The organism is Shewanella spartinae (genome assembly GCF_019457555.1).
GTDB classification, from domain to species: Bacteria; Pseudomonadota; Gammaproteobacteria; order Enterobacterales; family Shewanellaceae; genus Shewanella; species Shewanella loihica.
In genome coordinates, this window is the sequence record NZ_CP080418.1 from 223,541 (window position 1) to 241,414 (window position 17,874).

The 17,874-nt window shown below is 52.4% G+C and carries 20 protein-coding genes; 13 read left to right on the forward strand and 7 right to left on the reverse strand.

Annotated features, from left to right (window positions below):
* Positions 1 to 85: 85 nt before the first annotated feature.
* From K0I31_RS01100 to K0I31_RS01140, 9 genes are all read left to right on the forward strand, one after another.
* On the forward strand, positions 86 to 1,165 hold the full coding sequence (locus K0I31_RS01100) for a pilus assembly protein PilM (protein WP_220072800.1): 1,080 nt from the start codon (positions 86 to 88) through the stop codon (positions 1,163 to 1,165).
* Complete coding sequence (locus K0I31_RS01105; RefSeq protein WP_011864016.1) at positions 1,153 to 1,734, forward strand: PilN domain-containing protein; 582 nt, start codon at positions 1,153 to 1,155, stop codon at positions 1,732 to 1,734. Before K0I31_RS01100 ends, K0I31_RS01105 begins: the two co-directional genes overlap by 13 nt.
* On the forward strand, positions 1,731 to 2,354 hold the full coding sequence (locus K0I31_RS01110; RefSeq protein WP_220079615.1) for a type IV pilus inner membrane component PilO: 624 nt from the start codon (positions 1,731 to 1,733) through the stop codon (positions 2,352 to 2,354). The genes K0I31_RS01105 and K0I31_RS01110 overlap by 4 nt, the downstream gene beginning before the upstream one ends.
* The gene (locus tag K0I31_RS01115) at positions 2,351 to 2,866 is read left to right on the forward strand and encodes a pilus assembly protein PilP (RefSeq protein WP_220079616.1); all 516 of its coding nucleotides are present in this window, start codon (positions 2,351 to 2,353) and stop codon (positions 2,864 to 2,866) included. Before K0I31_RS01110 ends, K0I31_RS01115 begins: the two co-directional genes overlap by 4 nt.
* A 22-nt stretch (positions 2,867 to 2,888) precedes the next feature.
* Positions 2,889 to 4,940, forward strand: a complete 2,052-nt coding sequence (locus tag K0I31_RS01120) for a type IV pilus secretin PilQ (RefSeq protein ID WP_220080752.1) — start codon at positions 2,889 to 2,891, stop codon at positions 4,938 to 4,940.
* Between the two features lie 215 nt (positions 4,941 to 5,155).
* Positions 5,156 to 5,671 carry a shikimate kinase AroK gene (aroK, locus tag K0I31_RS01125; RefSeq protein ID WP_144203903.1) on the forward strand — a complete coding sequence of 172 codons (516 nt, stop codon included), beginning with the start codon at positions 5,156 to 5,158 and terminating at the stop codon, positions 5,669 to 5,671.
* Positions 5,672 to 5,686: 15 nt separating this feature from the next.
* Positions 5,687 to 6,763 carry a 3-dehydroquinate synthase gene (aroB, locus tag K0I31_RS01130; RefSeq protein ID WP_220079617.1) on the forward strand — a complete coding sequence of 359 codons (1,077 nt, stop codon included), beginning with the start codon at positions 5,687 to 5,689 and terminating at the stop codon, positions 6,761 to 6,763.
* A gap of 16 nt (positions 6,764 to 6,779) precedes the next feature.
* Entirely contained in the window at positions 6,780 to 8,279 is a 1,500-nt protein-coding gene (locus K0I31_RS01135) for an AAA family ATPase (protein ID WP_220079618.1), read from the forward strand.
* Positions 8,280 to 8,331: 52 nt separating this feature from the next.
* On the forward strand, positions 8,332 to 9,171 hold the full coding sequence (locus tag K0I31_RS01140) for a Dam family site-specific DNA-(adenine-N6)-methyltransferase (RefSeq protein WP_220079619.1): 840 nt from the start codon (positions 8,332 to 8,334) through the stop codon (positions 9,169 to 9,171).
* An 85-nt stretch (positions 9,172 to 9,256) separates the two neighbouring features.
* Here the strand turns inward: K0I31_RS01140 and K0I31_RS01145 are convergent, their stop codons facing one another.
* Together K0I31_RS01145 and K0I31_RS01150 are read right to left on the reverse strand one after the other, a co-directional pair.
* Positions 9,257 to 9,430 (reverse strand): DUF2970 domain-containing protein, encoded by a 174-nt coding sequence (locus tag K0I31_RS01145; RefSeq protein WP_011864024.1) that lies wholly within the window; start codon positions 9,428 to 9,430, stop codon positions 9,257 to 9,259.
* Between the two features lie 8 nt (positions 9,431 to 9,438).
* On the reverse strand, positions 9,439 to 9,783 hold the full coding sequence (locus tag K0I31_RS01150) for a hypothetical protein (RefSeq protein WP_220079620.1): 345 nt from the start codon (positions 9,781 to 9,783) through the stop codon (positions 9,439 to 9,441).
* Between the two features lie 211 nt (positions 9,784 to 9,994).
* Between K0I31_RS01150 and rpe the strand changes: the two genes are divergently transcribed.
* Genes rpe through trpS form a run of 3 tightly spaced genes read left to right on the forward strand, consistent with a single transcriptional unit; the run spans position 9,995 to position 12,371 of the window.
* Positions 9,995 to 10,669 (forward strand): ribulose-phosphate 3-epimerase, encoded by a 675-nt coding sequence (gene rpe / locus K0I31_RS01155; RefSeq protein WP_220043911.1) that lies wholly within the window; start codon positions 9,995 to 9,997, stop codon positions 10,667 to 10,669.
* 2 nt (positions 10,670 to 10,671) lie between these two features.
* Entirely contained in the window at positions 10,672 to 11,367 is a 696-nt protein-coding gene (locus tag K0I31_RS01160; RefSeq protein ID WP_220079621.1) for a phosphoglycolate phosphatase, read from the forward strand.
* A 5-nt stretch (positions 11,368 to 11,372) separates the two neighbouring features.
* On the forward strand, positions 11,373 to 12,371 hold the full coding sequence (gene trpS, locus K0I31_RS01165; protein WP_011864028.1) for a tryptophan--tRNA ligase: 999 nt from the start codon (positions 11,373 to 11,375) through the stop codon (positions 12,369 to 12,371).
* A 64-nt stretch (positions 12,372 to 12,435) separates the two neighbouring features.
* Here trpS and K0I31_RS01170 read toward each other — a convergent pair whose 3' ends face one another.
* Positions 12,436 to 13,311, reverse strand: coding sequence for a LysR substrate-binding domain-containing protein (locus K0I31_RS01170; protein WP_220079622.1), 876 nt, complete (start codon positions 13,309 to 13,311; stop codon positions 12,436 to 12,438).
* A 125-nt stretch (positions 13,312 to 13,436) separates the two neighbouring features.
* Here K0I31_RS01170 and K0I31_RS01175 point away from each other — a divergent pair, with 125 nt between their 5' ends.
* Positions 13,437 to 14,306 carry a DMT family transporter gene (locus K0I31_RS01175; protein ID WP_220079623.1) on the forward strand — a complete coding sequence of 290 codons (870 nt, stop codon included), beginning with the start codon at positions 13,437 to 13,439 and terminating at the stop codon, positions 14,304 to 14,306.
* Positions 14,307 to 14,327: 21 nt separating this feature from the next.
* Here the strand turns inward: K0I31_RS01175 and dolP are convergent, their stop codons facing one another.
* From dolP to K0I31_RS01195, 4 genes are all read right to left on the reverse strand, one after another.
* Entirely contained in the window at positions 14,328 to 14,897 is a 570-nt protein-coding gene (gene dolP, locus K0I31_RS01180; RefSeq protein ID WP_011864031.1) for a division/outer membrane stress-associated lipid-binding lipoprotein, read from the reverse strand.
* Positions 14,894 to 15,487, reverse strand: coding sequence for a phosphoheptose isomerase (locus K0I31_RS01185; protein ID WP_011864032.1), 594 nt, complete (start codon positions 15,485 to 15,487; stop codon positions 14,894 to 14,896). Before K0I31_RS01185 ends, dolP begins: the two co-directional genes overlap by 4 nt.
* Before the next feature lie 79 nt (positions 15,488 to 15,566).
* Complete coding sequence (locus K0I31_RS01190; protein ID WP_220043916.1) at positions 15,567 to 15,911, reverse strand: YraN family protein; 345 nt, start codon at positions 15,909 to 15,911, stop codon at positions 15,567 to 15,569.
* A complete protein-coding gene (locus K0I31_RS01195; protein WP_220079624.1) occupies positions 15,908 to 17,794 on the reverse strand; it encodes a penicillin-binding protein activator in 1,887 nt (628 codons plus the stop codon). The genes K0I31_RS01190 and K0I31_RS01195 overlap by 4 nt, the downstream gene beginning before the upstream one ends.
* Between the last annotated feature and the right edge of the window lie 80 nt (positions 17,795 to 17,874).

A 17,874-nucleotide genomic window follows, 5' to 3' on the forward strand; every position in this document is an offset into this window, starting at 1 on the left:
TACAAACATTTTGTACAAATATCTATAACGAGTTGATTTTGTGCTAATCTAATTCCTGAAACTATAACAAAAGTGACGATGGACTATGCTTTCAAATTTATGGAAGCGTCAGGCTCCGCAGATGGTCGGGATCGATATCGGTTCCCACGAGATAAAAGCAATACTGCTGAGTAAGACTGCTGATGGTTATAAAATTTTGAGTCACGCCGCGGTGCCCGTTAAAAAAGGCGCCGTTAATGATCATGAGATAAGAGATTCAGACGCGGTTTTGGAGTCCTTAAGATTGATCAAACGATCTTTGCCTAAGAGCGTAAAATATGCTGCGGCTGCGGTTTCGGGATCGGCTGTGATGACCAAGGTGATCTACATGGATGCTTCACTGAGTGAAGAGGAGATGGAGACCCAGATCGAGATCGAAGCCGACAACCTTATCCCCTATTCGCTCGATGAAGTCAGCATAGATTTTGAAACCCTAAGTGTTAACAGCGCCGACCCCTCCAAGGTGGATGTGCTGCTGAGCGCCTGCCGCACAGAGAATATCGATGCCAGAGTCGATAGCCTGGACGATATTAATCTCGAAGCCAAAGTGATTGATGTTGAAGGGTATGCGCTGGGACGCTCCTTCGAGTTGGTCGCCGCTCAGTTGCCCGATGGCGCCGAAGATAAGGTGGTTGCGCTGGTTGATATCGGCGCGAATATGACCACCTTTGCCGTGGTGGAGAAGGGTGAGACGACCTTTATCCGCGAACAGGCCTTTGGTGGTGAGCAGTTTACCCAGTCTATCCTATCTTTCTACGGCATGTCGCACGAGCAGGCCGAGAAGGCCAAGCTTGAAGGCGATTTGCCACGTAATTATATGTTCGAGGTACTCTCGCCCTTCCAGACGCAACTGCTACAACAGATTAAGCGCACCTTGCAGATTTACTGTACTTCGAGTGGCAAGGATAAGGTGGATCATATCGTCTTGTGTGGTGGCACCTCAAAGCTGGAAGGCATGGCTAATCTGCTCACGAATGAACTCGGCGTTCATACCATCATTGCCGACCCTTTCTTGGGTTGCTTGCATGCGGACGAGCAAGTGAAGACACAACTACAGCCCAATATTAATAAATACATGGTCGCGTGTGGATTAGCGCTGAGGAGTTACTCTCAATGGCGAACATAAACTTATTGCCCTGGCGCGAAGAAGCAAGAGAAAAACAAAAACGCGATTATCTGGGCATATTAGCTGCTGTATTTATCGGCGCGGCATTAGTCGTTTATTTAGCCTTAACGGTTCTCGATATGATGACCGAGGAGCAGAGAGGAAGAAATGCCTATCTGCAGGGTGAAATTCAGCTGTTAGAAAAACAAATTGCCGAAATTAAAAAGATTCGCGAGCGTAAGAAAGATATCGAGCGTCGTACCGAGATCATATTAAACCTGCAACAGGCAAGAAACTTACCCACCCATGTATTGGATGAGTTGGTGCGTGTCGTACCGCCGGGAATATATCTTTCCAGCATCGAAAAGAAGGGCAGCTTGCTGTGGATCCAGGGGCGTAGTGAGTCTAACAACAACGTCGCCAACATGATGCGCAAGATTAAGGCTTCAATGTGGTTACACGATCCCAACATGCAATCGATCGTCTCGCAGAATGATGAGATGCGTCAGCTACAGCGTTTCAGTTTAAGGGTCTCTATCGGTGAAGAAGATGCAGATAATGCCAAAGCGACACAAGGAGCGAGCAAATGAAACTCGATCTGAGTGAATTCAATGATATCGATTTTGAGAACATTGGCGGTTGGCCTACCCAGGTTAAGGTGGTATTCGCGTCTTTCCTGGCCATTATTATCTTCGTCGCTGGATATTTCCTGTTTGTCTCTGATGCCGTAGATGTGCTTAAGCGTGAGCAAGACAAAGAGATCACCTTGCGGGATGATTTTAAAGCGAAATATCAATTAGCGGCTAATCTTAAGTTGTATCGGGAGCAACTGGCAGTCATGGAAGTTCAGTTTGCCGAGCTGCTGAAAATGTTGCCGTCGCAGAATGAGATGCCTGGCCTGCTCGACGATTTAACTTTCGTGGCTACCGATTCAGGGCTGGGGATTCAGAGCCTGGAGTGGCAAGAAGAGATACAACGCGATTTCTATATCGAGTTCCCTATCAGCATGTCGGTAACGGGAAATTATCATGAGATGGGCCATCTGGTCAGTGGCGTGGCTAAATTGCCGCGTATCGTGAGCCTGCATGACTTCGTGATCAAGCGTAATGATAGCGGTGAGCTCGCGATGGAGATCTTGGCCAAGACCTATCGTTTCAAAGAGGGAGCCCAGCTCCCGAAAGATAATGCGGCGAAGGGGGCGAAGAAATGAAGAAGCTACCTTTGCTATTCGTGGGCATGATGCTAGCAGGTTGTATGGGGGATCGCAGCGATCTTGAGTTATTTGTGACGACCACTAAGGCTCAACATGTCGCGCGCGTGCCCCCCTTGAAGGAGCCCCCTAAGTTTGAACATTTTGCCTATCAGGCAGAGTTGATGCGCAGTCCCTTCGTACCGCCTTCGAGAGAACTAACCGAAGAGGTGGTCGATACGACCAAAGATTGTTTACAGCCAGATCTGCAACGCCGCAAGGGCCGTCTAGAAACCTATGCGCTGGACAATTTAAAGATGCGCGGTACCTTGAGCGAAGATAAGAATATTTGGGCCTTAATCGAGACTAATGATGGCAGCGTATATCGTCTAGGTGTGGGCGAATACGTAGGTTTGTATCACGGGCGAATTGCTAAAGTTACACAGCAAATGGTCGAAATAGTTGAATTAATTCCAGATGGGACAGGTTGCTGGGCTGAAAGAATGAGCAACATGGAACTGACTGGTGAATAACAAAGCGAAGGATGAGGGAATAATGGAATCTTCTGCCGCGAAAAGCGTTTTATTAAAAAAGTCGCCCCTGTTTAAAGTGGCCTTTGGCTTGGCTTTATTATTGGGTGTGGCGCCGTATTCTTCAGCTGCGAACCGTCTGATTGATGTCAAATACCACTCGATTGTCGATCATCAGTTAGAGTTACAACTGGTGTTTGAGGATGCCGTGAAGGAGCCTGAGATCAATCTCAATGCTTCACCGGCACAGATCATCCTTGGATTCGACGATAGTTTGTCTGGGCTGGAAAAAGATGTCCTACCAATCAACAACGTCGGTGTTAAGTCCATGTCCACGCTGCAGGAAAGTGAACAGCTTAAGGTGCTGGTGGATCTGGCTAAGGTAAAGGCCTATCAAGGTAAAGTGATGGGGAATACCTATCGCCTGACCATTAACGATGAGGTTGCCAGTCGCAGTGACGTCGCCGCAAATCCTTTTGTTAACGGTATCAAGAACATCGACTTCCATCGCACCAGTGATGGTGGAGGTGAGTTGTTGGTCAAACTTAATAACTCATCGGTGGCCGCGAATGTGGAGCAGGTGGGTGCCAAGTTAGAACTTAAACTTTACAACACAGATATTGCCTCAGATCTTCTTTATGTCATGGATGTTCAAGACTTTGCGACGCCAGTAAAGAGCTTTGAGACCTTCAAGGATGAGTTGACGGCGCGCGTATTGGTGGATGTCTCCGGTCAATACGAGTACAACTACAAGCAGGAAGCCAACCTGTTCAGACTCAACGTGCGTAAGGCAGAGCGTGCAGCTGTCGTCAAGGAAGAGAAGAAGTATGAAGGTCGTTCGCTTTCTCTTAACTTCCAGAGCATCTCGGTACGTACAGTGCTGCAGATCATCGCCGATTATAACAATTTCAACCTAGTGACCAGCGATACGGTTGAAGGGGATATCACCCTGAGACTCGACGATGTGCCATGGGATCAAGCCTTGGATCTGATTCTGCAGACTAAGGGACTGGACAAGCGTATCGAAGGCAACATCTTGATGGTGGCACCTTCCGAAGAGATCGCAATTCGCGAGAGTCAGGAACTGAAAAACCAGCAGGAAGTGAAAGAACTTGCTCCGCTCTATTCTGAGTATCTGCAGATCAACTATGCCAAGGCGACAGATATTGCCGAGCTGCTTAAAGGCGACGATGCGTCTCTGTTGTCGGCTCGAGGCACGGTTGCCGTGGACGAAAGAACCAACACTCTGTTGGTGAAGGATACCGAAGAGAGTCTGGAAAACATTCACCGCTTGGTGGAGGTCTTGGATATCCCGATTCGCCAGGTTTTGATCGAATCTCGTATGGTTACCGTGAAGGACGACGTGTCTGAAGATCTCGGTATCAAGTGGGGGATCACAGATCAGCAGGGTAGCAAGGGAACTTCTGGTAGTCTGGAAGGCGCAAACGATATCGCCAATGGTGTCGTGCCCGATATCGGTGACAGATTGAATGTTAACCTGCCGGCCGCGGTGGCTAATCCAACCAGTATTGCCTTCCATGTGGCTAAGTTGGCCGACGGCACCTTATTGGATCTAGAGCTGAGTGCGCTGGAGCAAGAGAGCAAGGGTGAGATCATCGCTAGCCCACGTATTACCACGTCGAACCAGAAGGCGGCCTACATCGAGCAGGGTGTTGAGATCCCTTATGTTGAATCGGCTTCCAGTGGTGCGGCTACGGTGCAGTTTAAGAAGGCGGTATTGTCGCTGCGCGTGACGCCACAGATCACACCTGATAATCGCGTGATCTTAGATCTTGAGATCACCCAGGACTCTCAGGGTAAGACGGTCGACACACCACTCGGTCAGGCGGTTTCTATCGATACTCAGCGTATCGGTACTCAGGTGTTAGTCGATCATGGTGAGACGATTGTGCTCGGTGGCATCTACCAGCAACAATTGATCAATCGTGTCAGTAAGGTACCTGTACTGGGGGATATTCCTTTCTTGGGTTACCTCTTTAGAAACACTACCGACAAGAATGAGCGCCAAGAGCTGTTGATCTTCGTGACACCTAAGATCATCTCCGAGCAACTCTAGTTCTAAGCACCTATCCGATAAAGCCAGCGTATGAACGCTGGCTTTTTTGTGCCTGAGTATAATTTCACAGAATTTACTCACCCTACTTGCCTTTGGGGGGAGATAGCTGAGATAATCCGTGGTCAAGTCTCATTAGAGCAAGGTAACATTTAAGGTCGGCCTGATTTTTTGGCTGGCGTAGGCAAACTTTCCATATAAGATTCAGACGTAAAGCAATGGCTGAAAAACGTAATATTTTCCTAGTAGGTCCTATGGGGGCTGGCAAAAGCACTATAGGCCGTCATCTGGCGCAGATGCTTCATTTAGAGTTCCACGATTCAGATCAAGAGATTGAAAACCGTACCGGTGCTGATATCGCGTGGGTATTTGACGTTGAGGGCGAAGAAGGTTTTCGTCGTCGCGAAACACAAGTTGTTGCCGATTTAACCGAAAAACAAGGCATTGTTTTAGCGACTGGCGGCGGCTCCATTCAGAGTAAAGATATTCGTAACAACTTGTCTGCCCGTGGCATCGTGGTCTATCTGGAAACCACTATCGATAAGCAGGTTGCGCGTACCCAGCGCGACAAGCGTCGTCCACTACTTCAGGTTGACGACCCAAGAGAAGTGTTAGAAAAGCTTGCTGAGATCCGTAATCCACTGTACGAAGAGATTGCCGATGTCATAGTCAAAACTGACGAGCAAAGCGCAAAAGTTGTTGCAAATCAAATTATTGACCAATTAGGCTTCTAAACATTAGGCGGTAGAATGGAACAGATTCAGGTTGAACTTGGCGTACGTAGTTACCCTATCTTTATTGGCCAGAATCTCCTCGAAAATAGCGAACACTTCTCAAGCTATCTTCAAGGCAAAAAAATTCTTATCGTGACTAATGACACAATAGCGCCTCTGTATCTCGCCAAGGTACAGGCGCTATTGGCTTCCTACCAATGTGCCGAACCTGTCATCTTACCCGATGGCGAACAATACAAGACACTGTCGCAGATGGATGCGATTTTTACCTCACTGCTGGCGCAGAACATGGGGCGTGATTCCGTATTGATTGCCCTTGGTGGTGGTGTTATCGGCGACATGACAGGCTTTGCCGCCGCCTGTTATCAACGCGGCGTAGATTTCATTCAGATCCCAACGACCCTGTTATCACAGGTCGACTCCTCCGTGGGGGGCAAGACTGCTGTCAACCATCCCATGGGTAAAAACATGATAGGCGCCTTCTATCAGCCTAAGATGGTGGCGATAGACACAGCATGCCTACATACCTTACCGGCCCGAGAATTTGCCGCTGGCATGGCCGAGGTGATTAAGTATGGCATCATCTGGGATGGCTCATTTTTCAGTTGGTTAGAGCAGAACGTCGAGGCGCTGAAGTCTCTGGACGAGACAGCACTTACCTATGCCATCGCCAAATGCTGTCAAATCAAGGCCGACGTCGTGGCACAAGATGAGACGGAGCAAGGCGTACGCGCCCTGTTGAATCTTGGGCATACCTTTGGCCATGCCATTGAGGCCGAGATGGGCTATGGCGTCTGGCTCCATGGCGAAGCCGTGGCGGCTGGCACAGTACTTGCTGCACAAACTGCATCTAAGATGGGGCTGGTCGATGAGTCAATTGTTTGTCGAATCGAAGCGATATTCGAGGCATTTGACCTACCAACACAGGCTCCAGAGGCGATGAACTTCGAACAGTTCATCAAGCATATGCGGCGTGACAAGAAAGTGCTGAATGGAAAACTCAGACTGGTTCTGCCAAAGGCCATAGGCCAGGCAGAGGTGTATGGCGAGGTTTCCGAGTCCCTTCTGCAAGAGGTCATTAGCCGCGCCTAGTTTGTGTGGTGATTAAGTGACGTTTCAAACCGCTATTCTCTTACCCAGTCAGGAGTCTCTGCTACATAGGCTGCAGCACGTAGTGCTCTATGGTCAGCAGTTGACTGTGTTGACGGGCGACGCCGGTGCCGGCAAGACCACACTCACCACGGCGCTGGTGGACACCTTGGATGATGTCAGTTCTGCCTTGGTGGTGTGTCCTCAGCATGTCGATAGTGCGGAGATCCGCCGTAAGATACTGGTCCAGCTGTTGACCGAGCCGGTTTTCGACGACGAAGTCCCTCTGCCTGAAACCCTGCTGCGCCTCGGTGATACTTTACCCTCACACTGCCATATCGTGCTCGATGATGCCCAATACCTGCCCCTAGAGCTGTGGGCGGAATGTATCGTACTGAGTCAGTTGAGCTTAGCGGGCAGAAAGCTTTCCCTGACAATGACCGCCCCGGCAGACTACTTCAACCAGATCTTGGCCCAGCTGCCCGATACCCAGCGTCCGCTTTTGTTGCCCGTTGCTATTTCGCCATTAACCTTGCCGGAACGTGAGGGGCTGTATTACACCCTGCTGCATCGCAGCGAGGAGACCCCTTTCACGCCGCGGGAGATAGTCAAAGATCAACTTCAGCGTCAGCAGGGGACACCGGCCGAAGTGGTGAATCTGCTCTATCTGGCATTGCATGGCGAGCCAACCACTCCTAATAAAAGGCCATGGCCTGTCTATTTGGCCATAGGAGCCTGCGTGGCGTTTCTGCTCGCAGGTCTCTATTGGTTTTGGACAGAACCAGAAGAGACTATAGCCAAACCTAAGGCGCAGACGGTTGCGGCGGTGCGGGCGGATGCTTTTAATCAAGGCTATGGGCAGATTCTGCTGAGTGGCTATTTTGATCAACGTGGGCGCTTGAGCAAGAGAGCTCAAGAGTCTGCAGATGTCAGGGTCGAAGCCGCAGAAGTAGCTAGGCAGTCAAAGACTCAGCCAGAAGATGAGCTAGAAAGTGAGATAGAAAGTGAGATAGAAGGAGCGTCTTCTCAAGATGAGGCGCTAGCCCATCAGTATGAGCACCAAGCCGAACAAGCGTTTTCATCACAGCAAGATACTCAAGCACAAACGCAGCAGGCACCTCCGAGTCAGGCACCAAGCGATACCACGGCGCTTGATAAGCAAGTGGAAACCTTTGCCGTTGAGCCTGTGAGCGATCCGAATGAATCTCGCAATCTGGGAGCATCGACTGCGTCAATGCCACATCCGAAAGGCTATACGCTGCAGCTGGCGACGGTGAAACGTCTTGAGTCCCTCGATGCCACCATTGCTAAGCTGCCCGATGCTAATCAGGTGCAGATCGCTCGCTATAAAAGCTACTGGGTGCTCCTCTATGGCCAATACACAGACAGGCAGGCGGGTAAGCAGGCAGCGCTCGATTTAGCCCAGACGGCTCAGTTACCGGCACCATGGTTGAGGGCCTGGGTAGATTTATCCGGTTATGAGCTGCAACAAGGGTCTGTGAGCCGTGAAATTCATTAATAAACAGAGTACAATCGACAACTTGTTTTCATTGTGCACTCAATCGATTTAGATGATTAAAAAACAGAGAGCCTTCTTAAAATGGGCCGGCGGAAAATTTAAACTGGTTGATGCGCTCACCCAGCACCTCCCCGAAGGCGACAGATTGGTGGAGCCCTTTGTCGGTGCAGGCTCGGTATTTCTCAATACCCAATACAAGCGTTATCTCTTGTGCGATATCAATCAGGATCTGATCAATCTCTATCAGATAGTGCAATCCACGCCAGAGAAATATATCACCGAGGCGAAGGCGATGTTTGTCGAAGCTAAGAATGATAAAGAAGCCTATTATCAGGTGCGCAGTGAATTCAATCAGACTCAGGATCCCTTCCTGCGCTCTGTCTATTTTCTCTATATGAATCGCCATGGGTTTAACGGTCTGTGTCGTTACAACTCCAAGGGCGGCTTCAATGTGCCTTTCGGGTCATACAAGAAGCCTTATTTTCCCGAAGAGGAGATCAAGGCCTTTGCCGACAAGGCGCAGGTGGCCGAGTTTAAGTGCATAGGTTATGAAGAGGCCTTCTCGCTGACTCAGCCGGGCGATGTGGTCTATTGCGACCCACCTTACGCACCACTGTCAACTACGGCCAGCTTTACCACCTATGTGGGCTCGGGCTTTAGCCTGGATGACCAGGCCTTGCTAGCACGCAAGTCGCGTCATACGGCGATCGACAGAGGCATCCCCGTGCTCATCAGCAACCATGATATTCCCCTGACGCGGGAGCTGTATCATGGCGCCAGATTCGACACCATTCAGGTGCAGCGCAATATCAGCCAAAACGGCAGTAGTCGTAAGAAGGTCGATGAGCTGATGGCGCTGTATGATGACAGCTACCACAGCGAAAACGATTAAGCCCAAGCTAAGGTATTAGTTGAGGCATTAGTTAAGACATTAGCTAAGGTTTAGTTAAGGCGGTTAACTAGGCGGTTAATCGAGGCTAGGCCAGCACAAGTTTCACGATAAAGATGAGTGAAGCGACCAGGGCGATGGCCAATAGAATCCCCATCACTATAAAGGGCACCGGCGAGCGAGACTGAAAGTCGCGAACGCGGTTTTGCTCTGTCTGCACGCCAAAGAAGGCGGCCAGGGTGCTTAGAAAGAGTTGCAGCAAGAGAGGGCCTAGAGGCGCTGTTTGCTGGTGGGGGTCACGTCGTCCATGGGGCTGTCTTGATGACCATGGAGCAGTTCGAGCAGATCGACAAAGTGCAATTGATTAGAGCGGCTTCGACCCGTTAACCAATTACTCCAACTGACATTATCTGCCTGCTGGGCGCAGCGGTTATTTGGGTGACTGGCGGGAAGTGAGGAGTTGTAGCTGGCGTTGCTATCGCACACGCAGGCCAGATTGGCCTCATCTTCACTGAGACTCTGAACGCCAATGGCGGTAAAGCCAATAACAGCGGCGGTGACGGTAAATACCGTTGCCGATTTCATCTTGGCTGAAGCTTTGGCCTTATCTCTCATCTCTACATCCTGTGAACATGGAAACCCCTAATCAGAGCATTATAGCAAAGGCGTTTATATTTTGAACATAATTTTTCGGTGAGGCTATTTGCCGCCAGTGAAATTTACTCAATTCTGAACCAGAACACGTTTAATCCAGCATCGCCTATAGAGGCTAGGCTTGGCTATAAGGTAGAATAGCGTAATTCTTATTCAGATTAGTGAGTTTATCATGCGTCCATTTCTAATTGCTCCCTCTATCTTATCTGCCGACTTTGCCCGTCTCGGGGAAGATGTCGAGGCCGTGCTTAAGGCCGGTGCCGATGTGGTTCACTTCGACGTGATGGATAACCATTATGTGCCTAACCTGACCATAGGCCCTATGGTGTGTAAGGCGCTGCGTGATTATGGCGTGACCGCCGATATCGACGTGCACCTCATGGTGAAGCCTGTGGATCGCATCATTCCCGATTTCGTCGATGCCGGCGCATCTATCATCACCTTCCACCCTGAGGCCTCTGAGCATATCGATCGCACCCTGCAGCTGATCAAGGAATCTGGCTGTAAGGCTGGCCTGGTATTCAACCCGGCGACCTCGCTGCACTATCTGGATCATGTGATGGATAAGCTGGACGTGATTCTACTGATGTCGGTTAACCCTGGTTTCGGTGGCCAATCCTTTATCCCGTCGACACTGGATAAACTGCGTCAGGTGCGTGAGCGTATCGATGCCAGCGGTTTCGACATTCGTCTGGAAGTCGACGGTGGCGTTAAGGTCGACAATATCGCCGAAATCGCGGCGGCGGGTGCCGACATGTTCGTGGCCGGTTCGGCGATTTTCAATAAGCCAGACTACAAGGCGGTGATCGACGAGATGCGCAGCGAGCTGGCTAAGGTCGATGCCTGAGTATGAAAGCCCAATCAATTAAGGCGATCGCCTTCGATCTCGATGGCACGCTTATCGACAGCGTGCCGGATCTTGCCGCCGCCACCCAAGGCATGCTCGCCGAGCTTGCCTTGCCCCTGTGCGACGAGGATCAAGTGCGAAGCTGGGTGGGCAATGGCGCCGCCAAGCTGGTGGAGCGTGCGCTGACCTTCGCCCGCGGTGAGGCGGCAACACAGGCCGATATCGATGCCGCCATGCCGCTGTTTAGCAAGCATTACGAGGCAAACCTGCAGCAGCACAGCCGCCTCTATGATGGTGTTAAGTCTGTACTCGAGCAGCTGGTGTCGCTGGGTTACCAACTGGCGATTGTCACCAATAAGCCCTATCGCTTCACCGTGCCACTGCTGGAGGCCTTTGGCATAGCTCATCTGTTCAATCAGGTGTTGGGGGGCGACTCGCTGGAGAAGATGAAGCCAGATCCTCTGCCACTGACTCATCTCAAACAGGCATGGCAGCTCGAAGATGAGCAGCTTTTGATGGTGGGCGACTCCCGAAACGATATTTTAGCGGCGAAAGCGGCGGGTATTTCCTCGATCGGCTTGACCTACGGGTACAACTACGGTGAAGATATTGGGCTCAGCGGCCCGACGGCCGTTTGTAACACATTTAGCGAAGTATTGGCGCAGATAACAGACAGCCAAATAGTATTGGAGCAATAAATTTTATGACTAAACCTATTGTGCTTAGCGGTGCCCAACCGTCAGGTGAATTGACCATTGGTAACTACATGGGTGCACTACGTCAGTGGGTTGCGATGCAAGATAGTCATGATTGCCTATATTGTGTGGTCGATCTGCATGCCATTACCGTACGTCAAGATCCGCAGAAGCTGCGTGACGCCTGTTTAGATACCTTGGCCTTATACCTAGCCTGTGGTGTCGATCCTAAGAAGAGTACCGTCTTCATTCAGTCGCAGGTACCGCAGCACACTCAGCTGGGTTGGGCGCTGAACTGCTACACCCAGATGGGTGAGCTAAGCCGCATGACACAGTTTAAGGACAAGTCGCAGAAACATGCCAACAATATCAACGTCGGCCTGTTCGGCTATCCGGTATTGATGGCGGCTGATATCCTGCTGTACCAGGCAAATGAGATCCCTGTGGGTCAAGATCAGAAGCAACACCTTGAACTCACTCGTGATATCGCGACTCGTTTCAACAATGCCTATGGCGAGACCTTCACCATTCCCGAGCCTTTCATACCTGAGCTGGGTGCCAAGGTGATGTCGCTGCAGGATCCATTGAAGAAGATGTCTAAGTCTGACGACAACCGCAACAATGTGATCGGTCTGCTGGAAGATCCTAAGGCGGTCATGAAGAAGCTTAAGAAGGCGATGACAGATAGCGACGAGCCGCCAGTAGTGCGTTTCGATGTCGAGAACAAGCCAGGCGTCTCTAACCTGCTGAGCCTGATGTCAGGCGTGACCGGTCAGAGCATTGCGAGTTTGGAAGCTGAGTTCGAAGGTAAGATGTACGGTCATCTTAAAGTGGCGGCCGGTGAAGCGGTTGTCGGCATGCTTGAGCCGCTGCAGGAGCGCTTCAAGGAGTATAGAGCCGATCAGAGCTTCCTCAATCAGGTGATGCACGAAGGTGCCGAGAAGGCTCAGGCCCGCGCCGAGGTGACCCTGAAGAAGGTCTACGAGAAGATAGGTCTACTGCTCTAATCGAGCAAATAAAACAGCCGGCATCAGCCGGCTTTTTTTATGGATAAATATTAAGGAGGACTCGCTAGTGCTGCTGGGTCAGCCAGTGGACGAAGGCGGCGATGGCGGGTTCCTGCAGGCGGCGCTGCTTGCAGAGGAAGTTAAACTCGAAGCCGGTGTCTATGCCGGCAAAGGGCAGGGCCACCAGGCGCTGCTTGGCGATATCATCCAGCACCATGAAGTCTGAGGCCAAGGCCACCCCCTGACCGGCAATCGCTGCCTCGATCGCCATCAACACATGGCTGAAGAGCTGTTGCTGATGCTCCTTGGGGTCTGGTAGCTGGTTATGTTCACACCAACGCTGCCAGTCCAGCCCCAGTGGTCCCTCATCTACGGTGAGCAGTTGCTGGGTGCTGAGCCAGTCGAGATCCAGCTTGTCACCGCTGCTGATAAGCTCCGGGCTGCAGACGGGGATCAGCCGCTCGGCGTGCAGTAGCTGTTGCCAGTAGCCCTTCTGATCTTGCTGGCCCGTGATAAACATGTCGGCGCTGCTGTGGGACAACACAGGATCTTCGGTGATCATATCCAGGCGTACCTGAATGCCTGGGTGTAGGCGGCGAAAGCCGCTGAGCCTGGGGATCAGCCATTTTACCGCGAAGGAGCTGTAGACCGCCAGGCGCAGCGCCTCTGGCTTCTCGCCCAGTAACCTGAGGTTTAGCTCTCCCAGCTCGTTGAAGATCCTGGCCGTCTCCTGAAACAGCTGCTCGCCCTTGTCGGTGAGTTTCAGGCTGCGGCCCTCGCGCCTGAACAGGGGCAGGGCGAAGTGTTCCTCCAGCAGACGAACCTGATGAGACACCGCACTCTGGGTAATGCACAGCTCCTGCGCGGCCCGGGAGAAGTGCTGCAAACGGGCCGCGGCCTCGAACACCTGCAGTGCCCTGAGTGGGGGGATCTTTCTCATCTACTGTCTCCAATACCAGTCTCAATAGATGAATTTAATTCATCTATGATAAGAAATCATCATTTTAGCTACAGTATCTTGCTCGCTATCATGCAGCCAGATGAATCTTGATGATGGAGGCTGTGATGCAGCGCAATCTGATGTTAGGTCTCGGCCTCTTGCTGCTGGGGAATGTGTTTAGCGCCCTCTACGATGTGTCGATCAAGTGGCTGCCAGCGCAGAGCGATGCCACCATGTTCCTGCTGCTGCGTCAGGTGACGGCGATCGTGATGATGCTGCCGCTCTGGTTGTATGCTGGTCGGCCGAGAACCGCCTTCTTGAAGCTCCACATGATTCGGGCCAATAGCGGCGCGGTCGGTGGACTTTTGCTGATCCTCGGCTTGCTTTCCCTGCCTCTGGCGACGGTTAGCTCGCTGTTCTATTCAGCGCCCTTGATGATCATCGTCATGGGTATGCTGTTCCTCAAGGAGCGACTCAGTGGTCAGCAGATACTAGCGACTGTGTTAGGTTTCATCGGCATTCTTATCATACTCAGGCCAAGCGAGATGAACCTGGCAGCCCTGGCAGTATTGGTGTCGGCCATCGTCTTCGCGGCTAATCAGCTGATGCTGAGATGGCTGCCCAGCAGCGAGGCGGCCAGCGTCACGGTCATCTGTTACAACCTCTTGAGCCTGCCGCTAGTGATAGGCTTTGCCGCCTGGAAGGGATTCGCGGGCTTTAGTTGGCCCGTACTGGGTATCGCAGTGCTGAGCAACATTTTCCTACTCGCCTACCAGCTCTTTAGCGTGCTGGCCTATCGTAAGGCCCAGGCGGGCGAGATCGCCGTTGCCGAATACAGCGGTCTGTTGTTCTGTGTGCTGTTTGGCTGGCTCTGGTTCGACGAGTGGTTGGATCCATTAGGCTGGCTGGGCGCTGCCCTGATCGTGTTGCCGACCATACTGTTGCCTGTGCTGACGCAAAGATGGCGTAAGGTGAGGAAAGCCAGGCTCGCCTAGGCGCAGCAAGCGCCCGGCGTGCTAGCTGTTTGGCGTATCGAAGACCTTGATGACCTTGCGTACACCGGCCGTGTTACGGGCGATATCCACCGCCAGATCGGCCTGATCGCGACTCACGACACCGAGGAGGAAGACCTCGCCATTTTCGGTGATCACCTTGATGCGGGTGACATCCAGATCTTTGTCGTTGAGCATACGAGTTTTCACCTTGGTGGTGATCCAGGTGTCGTTGCTGCGGGTGGTAAAGGAGGTCGGGTTACCTATGCGGATCTGATTGTGGATCTTGCCGCCCAGGTTAAGCTTTTGCACTGTGTTGATCGCCTTGTCACGCAGCATTGAGCTTGGCGCCTGGCCTATCATGAGCACGTTGCCATTCATCGCCACACCTGTGATATTGGTTTGGTTCTTAATATCTTCGTGGGCCGCCAGGGCACTGGCGATCTGAAAGTCGGCGTTGGTGTCGTCCAGCTGGGTAGAGAAGCTGCGTTCATCATTGGCCATCATGGCCCCACCCACTGCGCCGACCATCACGGCCCCGGCGCAGCCTTGTAACAGCAAGAGTACGGCTAGGATTGGGAGCAGAGCTCTCATGCCTGATCATCCTGGGGGAAGAGGGTGCGGTCGATGTTGTCGCACAGGCAGTGGATCACTAACAGATGCACTTCCTGAATACGCGCGGTGACGTTTGAAGGTACGCGCACTTCTACGTCGTTTGTGCCCATCAGACCTGCCATGGCGCCGCCATCCTTACCCGTGAGGGCCACGATTGTCATGTCACGGCTTAGCGCCGCTTCCATCGCCTTGATCACGTTACCCGAGTTACCACTGGTCGAGATGGCCAGCAAGATGTCGCCAGGTTGACCCAGTGCCAGGATCTGCTTAGAGAAGATCTCGTCATAGCTGTAGTCGTTACCAATCGCGGTGATGGTCGAGGTGTCGGTTGTCAGGGCTATGGCCGGTAGTGGCGGACGCTCGATCTCGTAGCGGTTTAGCAGCTCGGCAGAGAAATGCTGTGCATCGCCGGCGCTGCCACCGTTACCACAGGCTAAGATCTTGTTGCCGCCAAGCAGACACTGCACCATCATCTCGGCCGCTTTCTCAATAGACTCAGGGAGTGCCTCAGCCGCATCGATCTTGGTCTGGATAGAGTGGGTAAAACTGTCTTTAATACGTTCTAACATGGAATTATCCTTCAAAAATAAAACTGTTTAACAAGCCTTCACTTGCATAGTGGTGGCATAGTGATGGCTGAGTGGAGCACTAAAAGGCGTTGGTGATCCACTGAATGTCATCGCCATCGATGGCCAGGAGATCGAAGCGACACTGCGCATCTATCTGATTGAGCTGCATATAATGGCTTGCCGCTCGATTAAGCCTTGCTATCTTGCCTCGGCTAACTGCCTGTATCGCACCGCCAAACTGTTTCGATTGGCGGTATTTTACCTCAATAAAAATCCATTTGTGACCTTGGCGCATTATGAGGTCAATTTCGCCAAATGGGTAGCGTACGTTTCGTTCGACCAGTTTGAGCCCCTGTTGTTCCAGATAGGCCAGCGCGCGATCTTCCGCCTGCTGGCCCTTGGTGAGGTGCTCGGCACTCGTCATTGGGGTCTCAAATTGCCTCGCTGGTAACGTCCCCAGCTGAGCTGACGGTTAATCGTACCATCGGGCGACACAGAAAGCAGGCCGCTGCGACCCGAGTACTGGTAGCCGGGCAGAGCACGCATCTGCGCCAGTTTGCTCACCAGTTGCAGGGCATCGAAACCCATCACATACAGGCGTTTCTGGCTGTTACCCCAGGTCGGCCAGAGACGGGCGACCTCGGCGGTTTCGGCGTTAGTCTCGATCAACCAGGGAATATCGCTGATGGTCAGGTTATTCAGCTCCTGGGCGGCGGTGCGCGATTGGCTCTCGATACGGCTGCGGCTGGTGGTGTATAGCGGCACCGGCTCGGCAAACACGCTGAAATTCACGTCGATAAAGGGCTTGAGCAGAGGCAGATCTTGGTTGCTGGCGATCATATAGATGGCGTCGATATCGCGGCGGGATCTAAAGTCGGCCTCGATCTTATTGCCCAGCAGCGTCTTGATACGGGCGATACGCTCCTTACTGTCGATCACCCCTAGAGACTTCTGCACAGTGACCTTCATCTCGTCGCCGCGCTTGTAGTAGTGGATCTCGGCCGCTTCATGGGTGAGCTCCTGCCACTTACCGTTAAAGGCCTCGGCCATGCGGCGACCGACTGCGTCGTCGCTGGCGAGCAGCAGTGGCTTCTCTATGCCGTCGTTATAGAGCTTCTGCGCGGCATCTACCGCCTCGTCGGTGGGTGAGAGCGCGTAGAAGAACTGGTCGTTCGATGGCGTGAAGCTGTCCACATGGTTGAGGAACAGCTGGGGCACCTTAGGCTGTATCTGAGCTTGCGCCTGCGGTTGAGCGCCAGGCTGCTGTTGACCATCGGCCTGCTGGCTGGCTTTCGCCTCTGCCTGCATCAGACTCTCCACCTCAGACTGTAACAGCGGGCCTATGATGAAGTCGGCACCGGCGGCAATCGCCTGCTGCTGCGCAAGCTCGGCGCCTTGGGCCGTATCGAAGAAGTTAACCGATACCGAGTCGTCCGGATTGGTCAGGTAGCTGGAGATGATCCCCTGTTTGACCGTGTCGGCGATGGCGGCTCTCGGGCCGGTGAGCGGCAGCAAGACGGCAATCTTCTTCGGCTTGTAAGGCTTGGTATTCAGCGCGCGCTCCAGATCCGTCGGTAGCTTCTTGGCGCCCGGATGGCCTGGGTTGTCCTGCTGCCAGTTACCCAGTTGCTGCACCAATTGCTGAGGGTCTATGGCATAATGCTTGGCGATATAGGCCAGCTGCAGCCAGCCGGCAAAGATGGGGTTGCTGCTATCTTGACTGAATGCCAGCAGTGTCTGCTCGTGCAGGGGCTGCAATATGCCCCAGATCTCGTCGTTGACTTCACTCGCCTCCATGCTCGGCAGGTAATTGGCCAGCAGGGTGAGTTCTTTTGCTTGCTCGATTGGCGATTTGCTCAGCTGAAACAGACGCGCCTTGAGCTGATGGTAGGAGACCATCTGCCAGTTGGCGAGTCGCCACTGGCTGGGGTAATTGAGTTGAGCCAGGGCCTGATCATAGTTGACCGTCTGCTCCAGCACTCTGGCGCTCAGGTATCTGTGTTCGGCCAGGATCTCGGGTTTGTTGACCAGGCTAGGTTTTACGGCCGCTAGCGTCTTGCTGGCATTGCCTGTGTCGCCTTGGTTGATAAAGGCGTGGGCGGCGAGCAGCATCAGACGATTCTTCTGCTCGGCATCGGTGGCCTGCTTGGCATCCGCCAGGTACTCTGCAGGGCTTTGGGTGGCATTCACCAAAGAAACTTGGGTGCTGGTTTCTTTCACTGGGGTTGGCGCCGTGGCACAACCGAATAATACTGTGGCCAACACAGCGGCGGAGATTAATTTAGTTGTATTCAGTCTTTTTAACACAGGACTTCACTCTGGTAAGATGCTGGCTGTAGTTTAACCTTCTCTTACGCCTGACGAAAGTCTTGTGACAATCATTACAG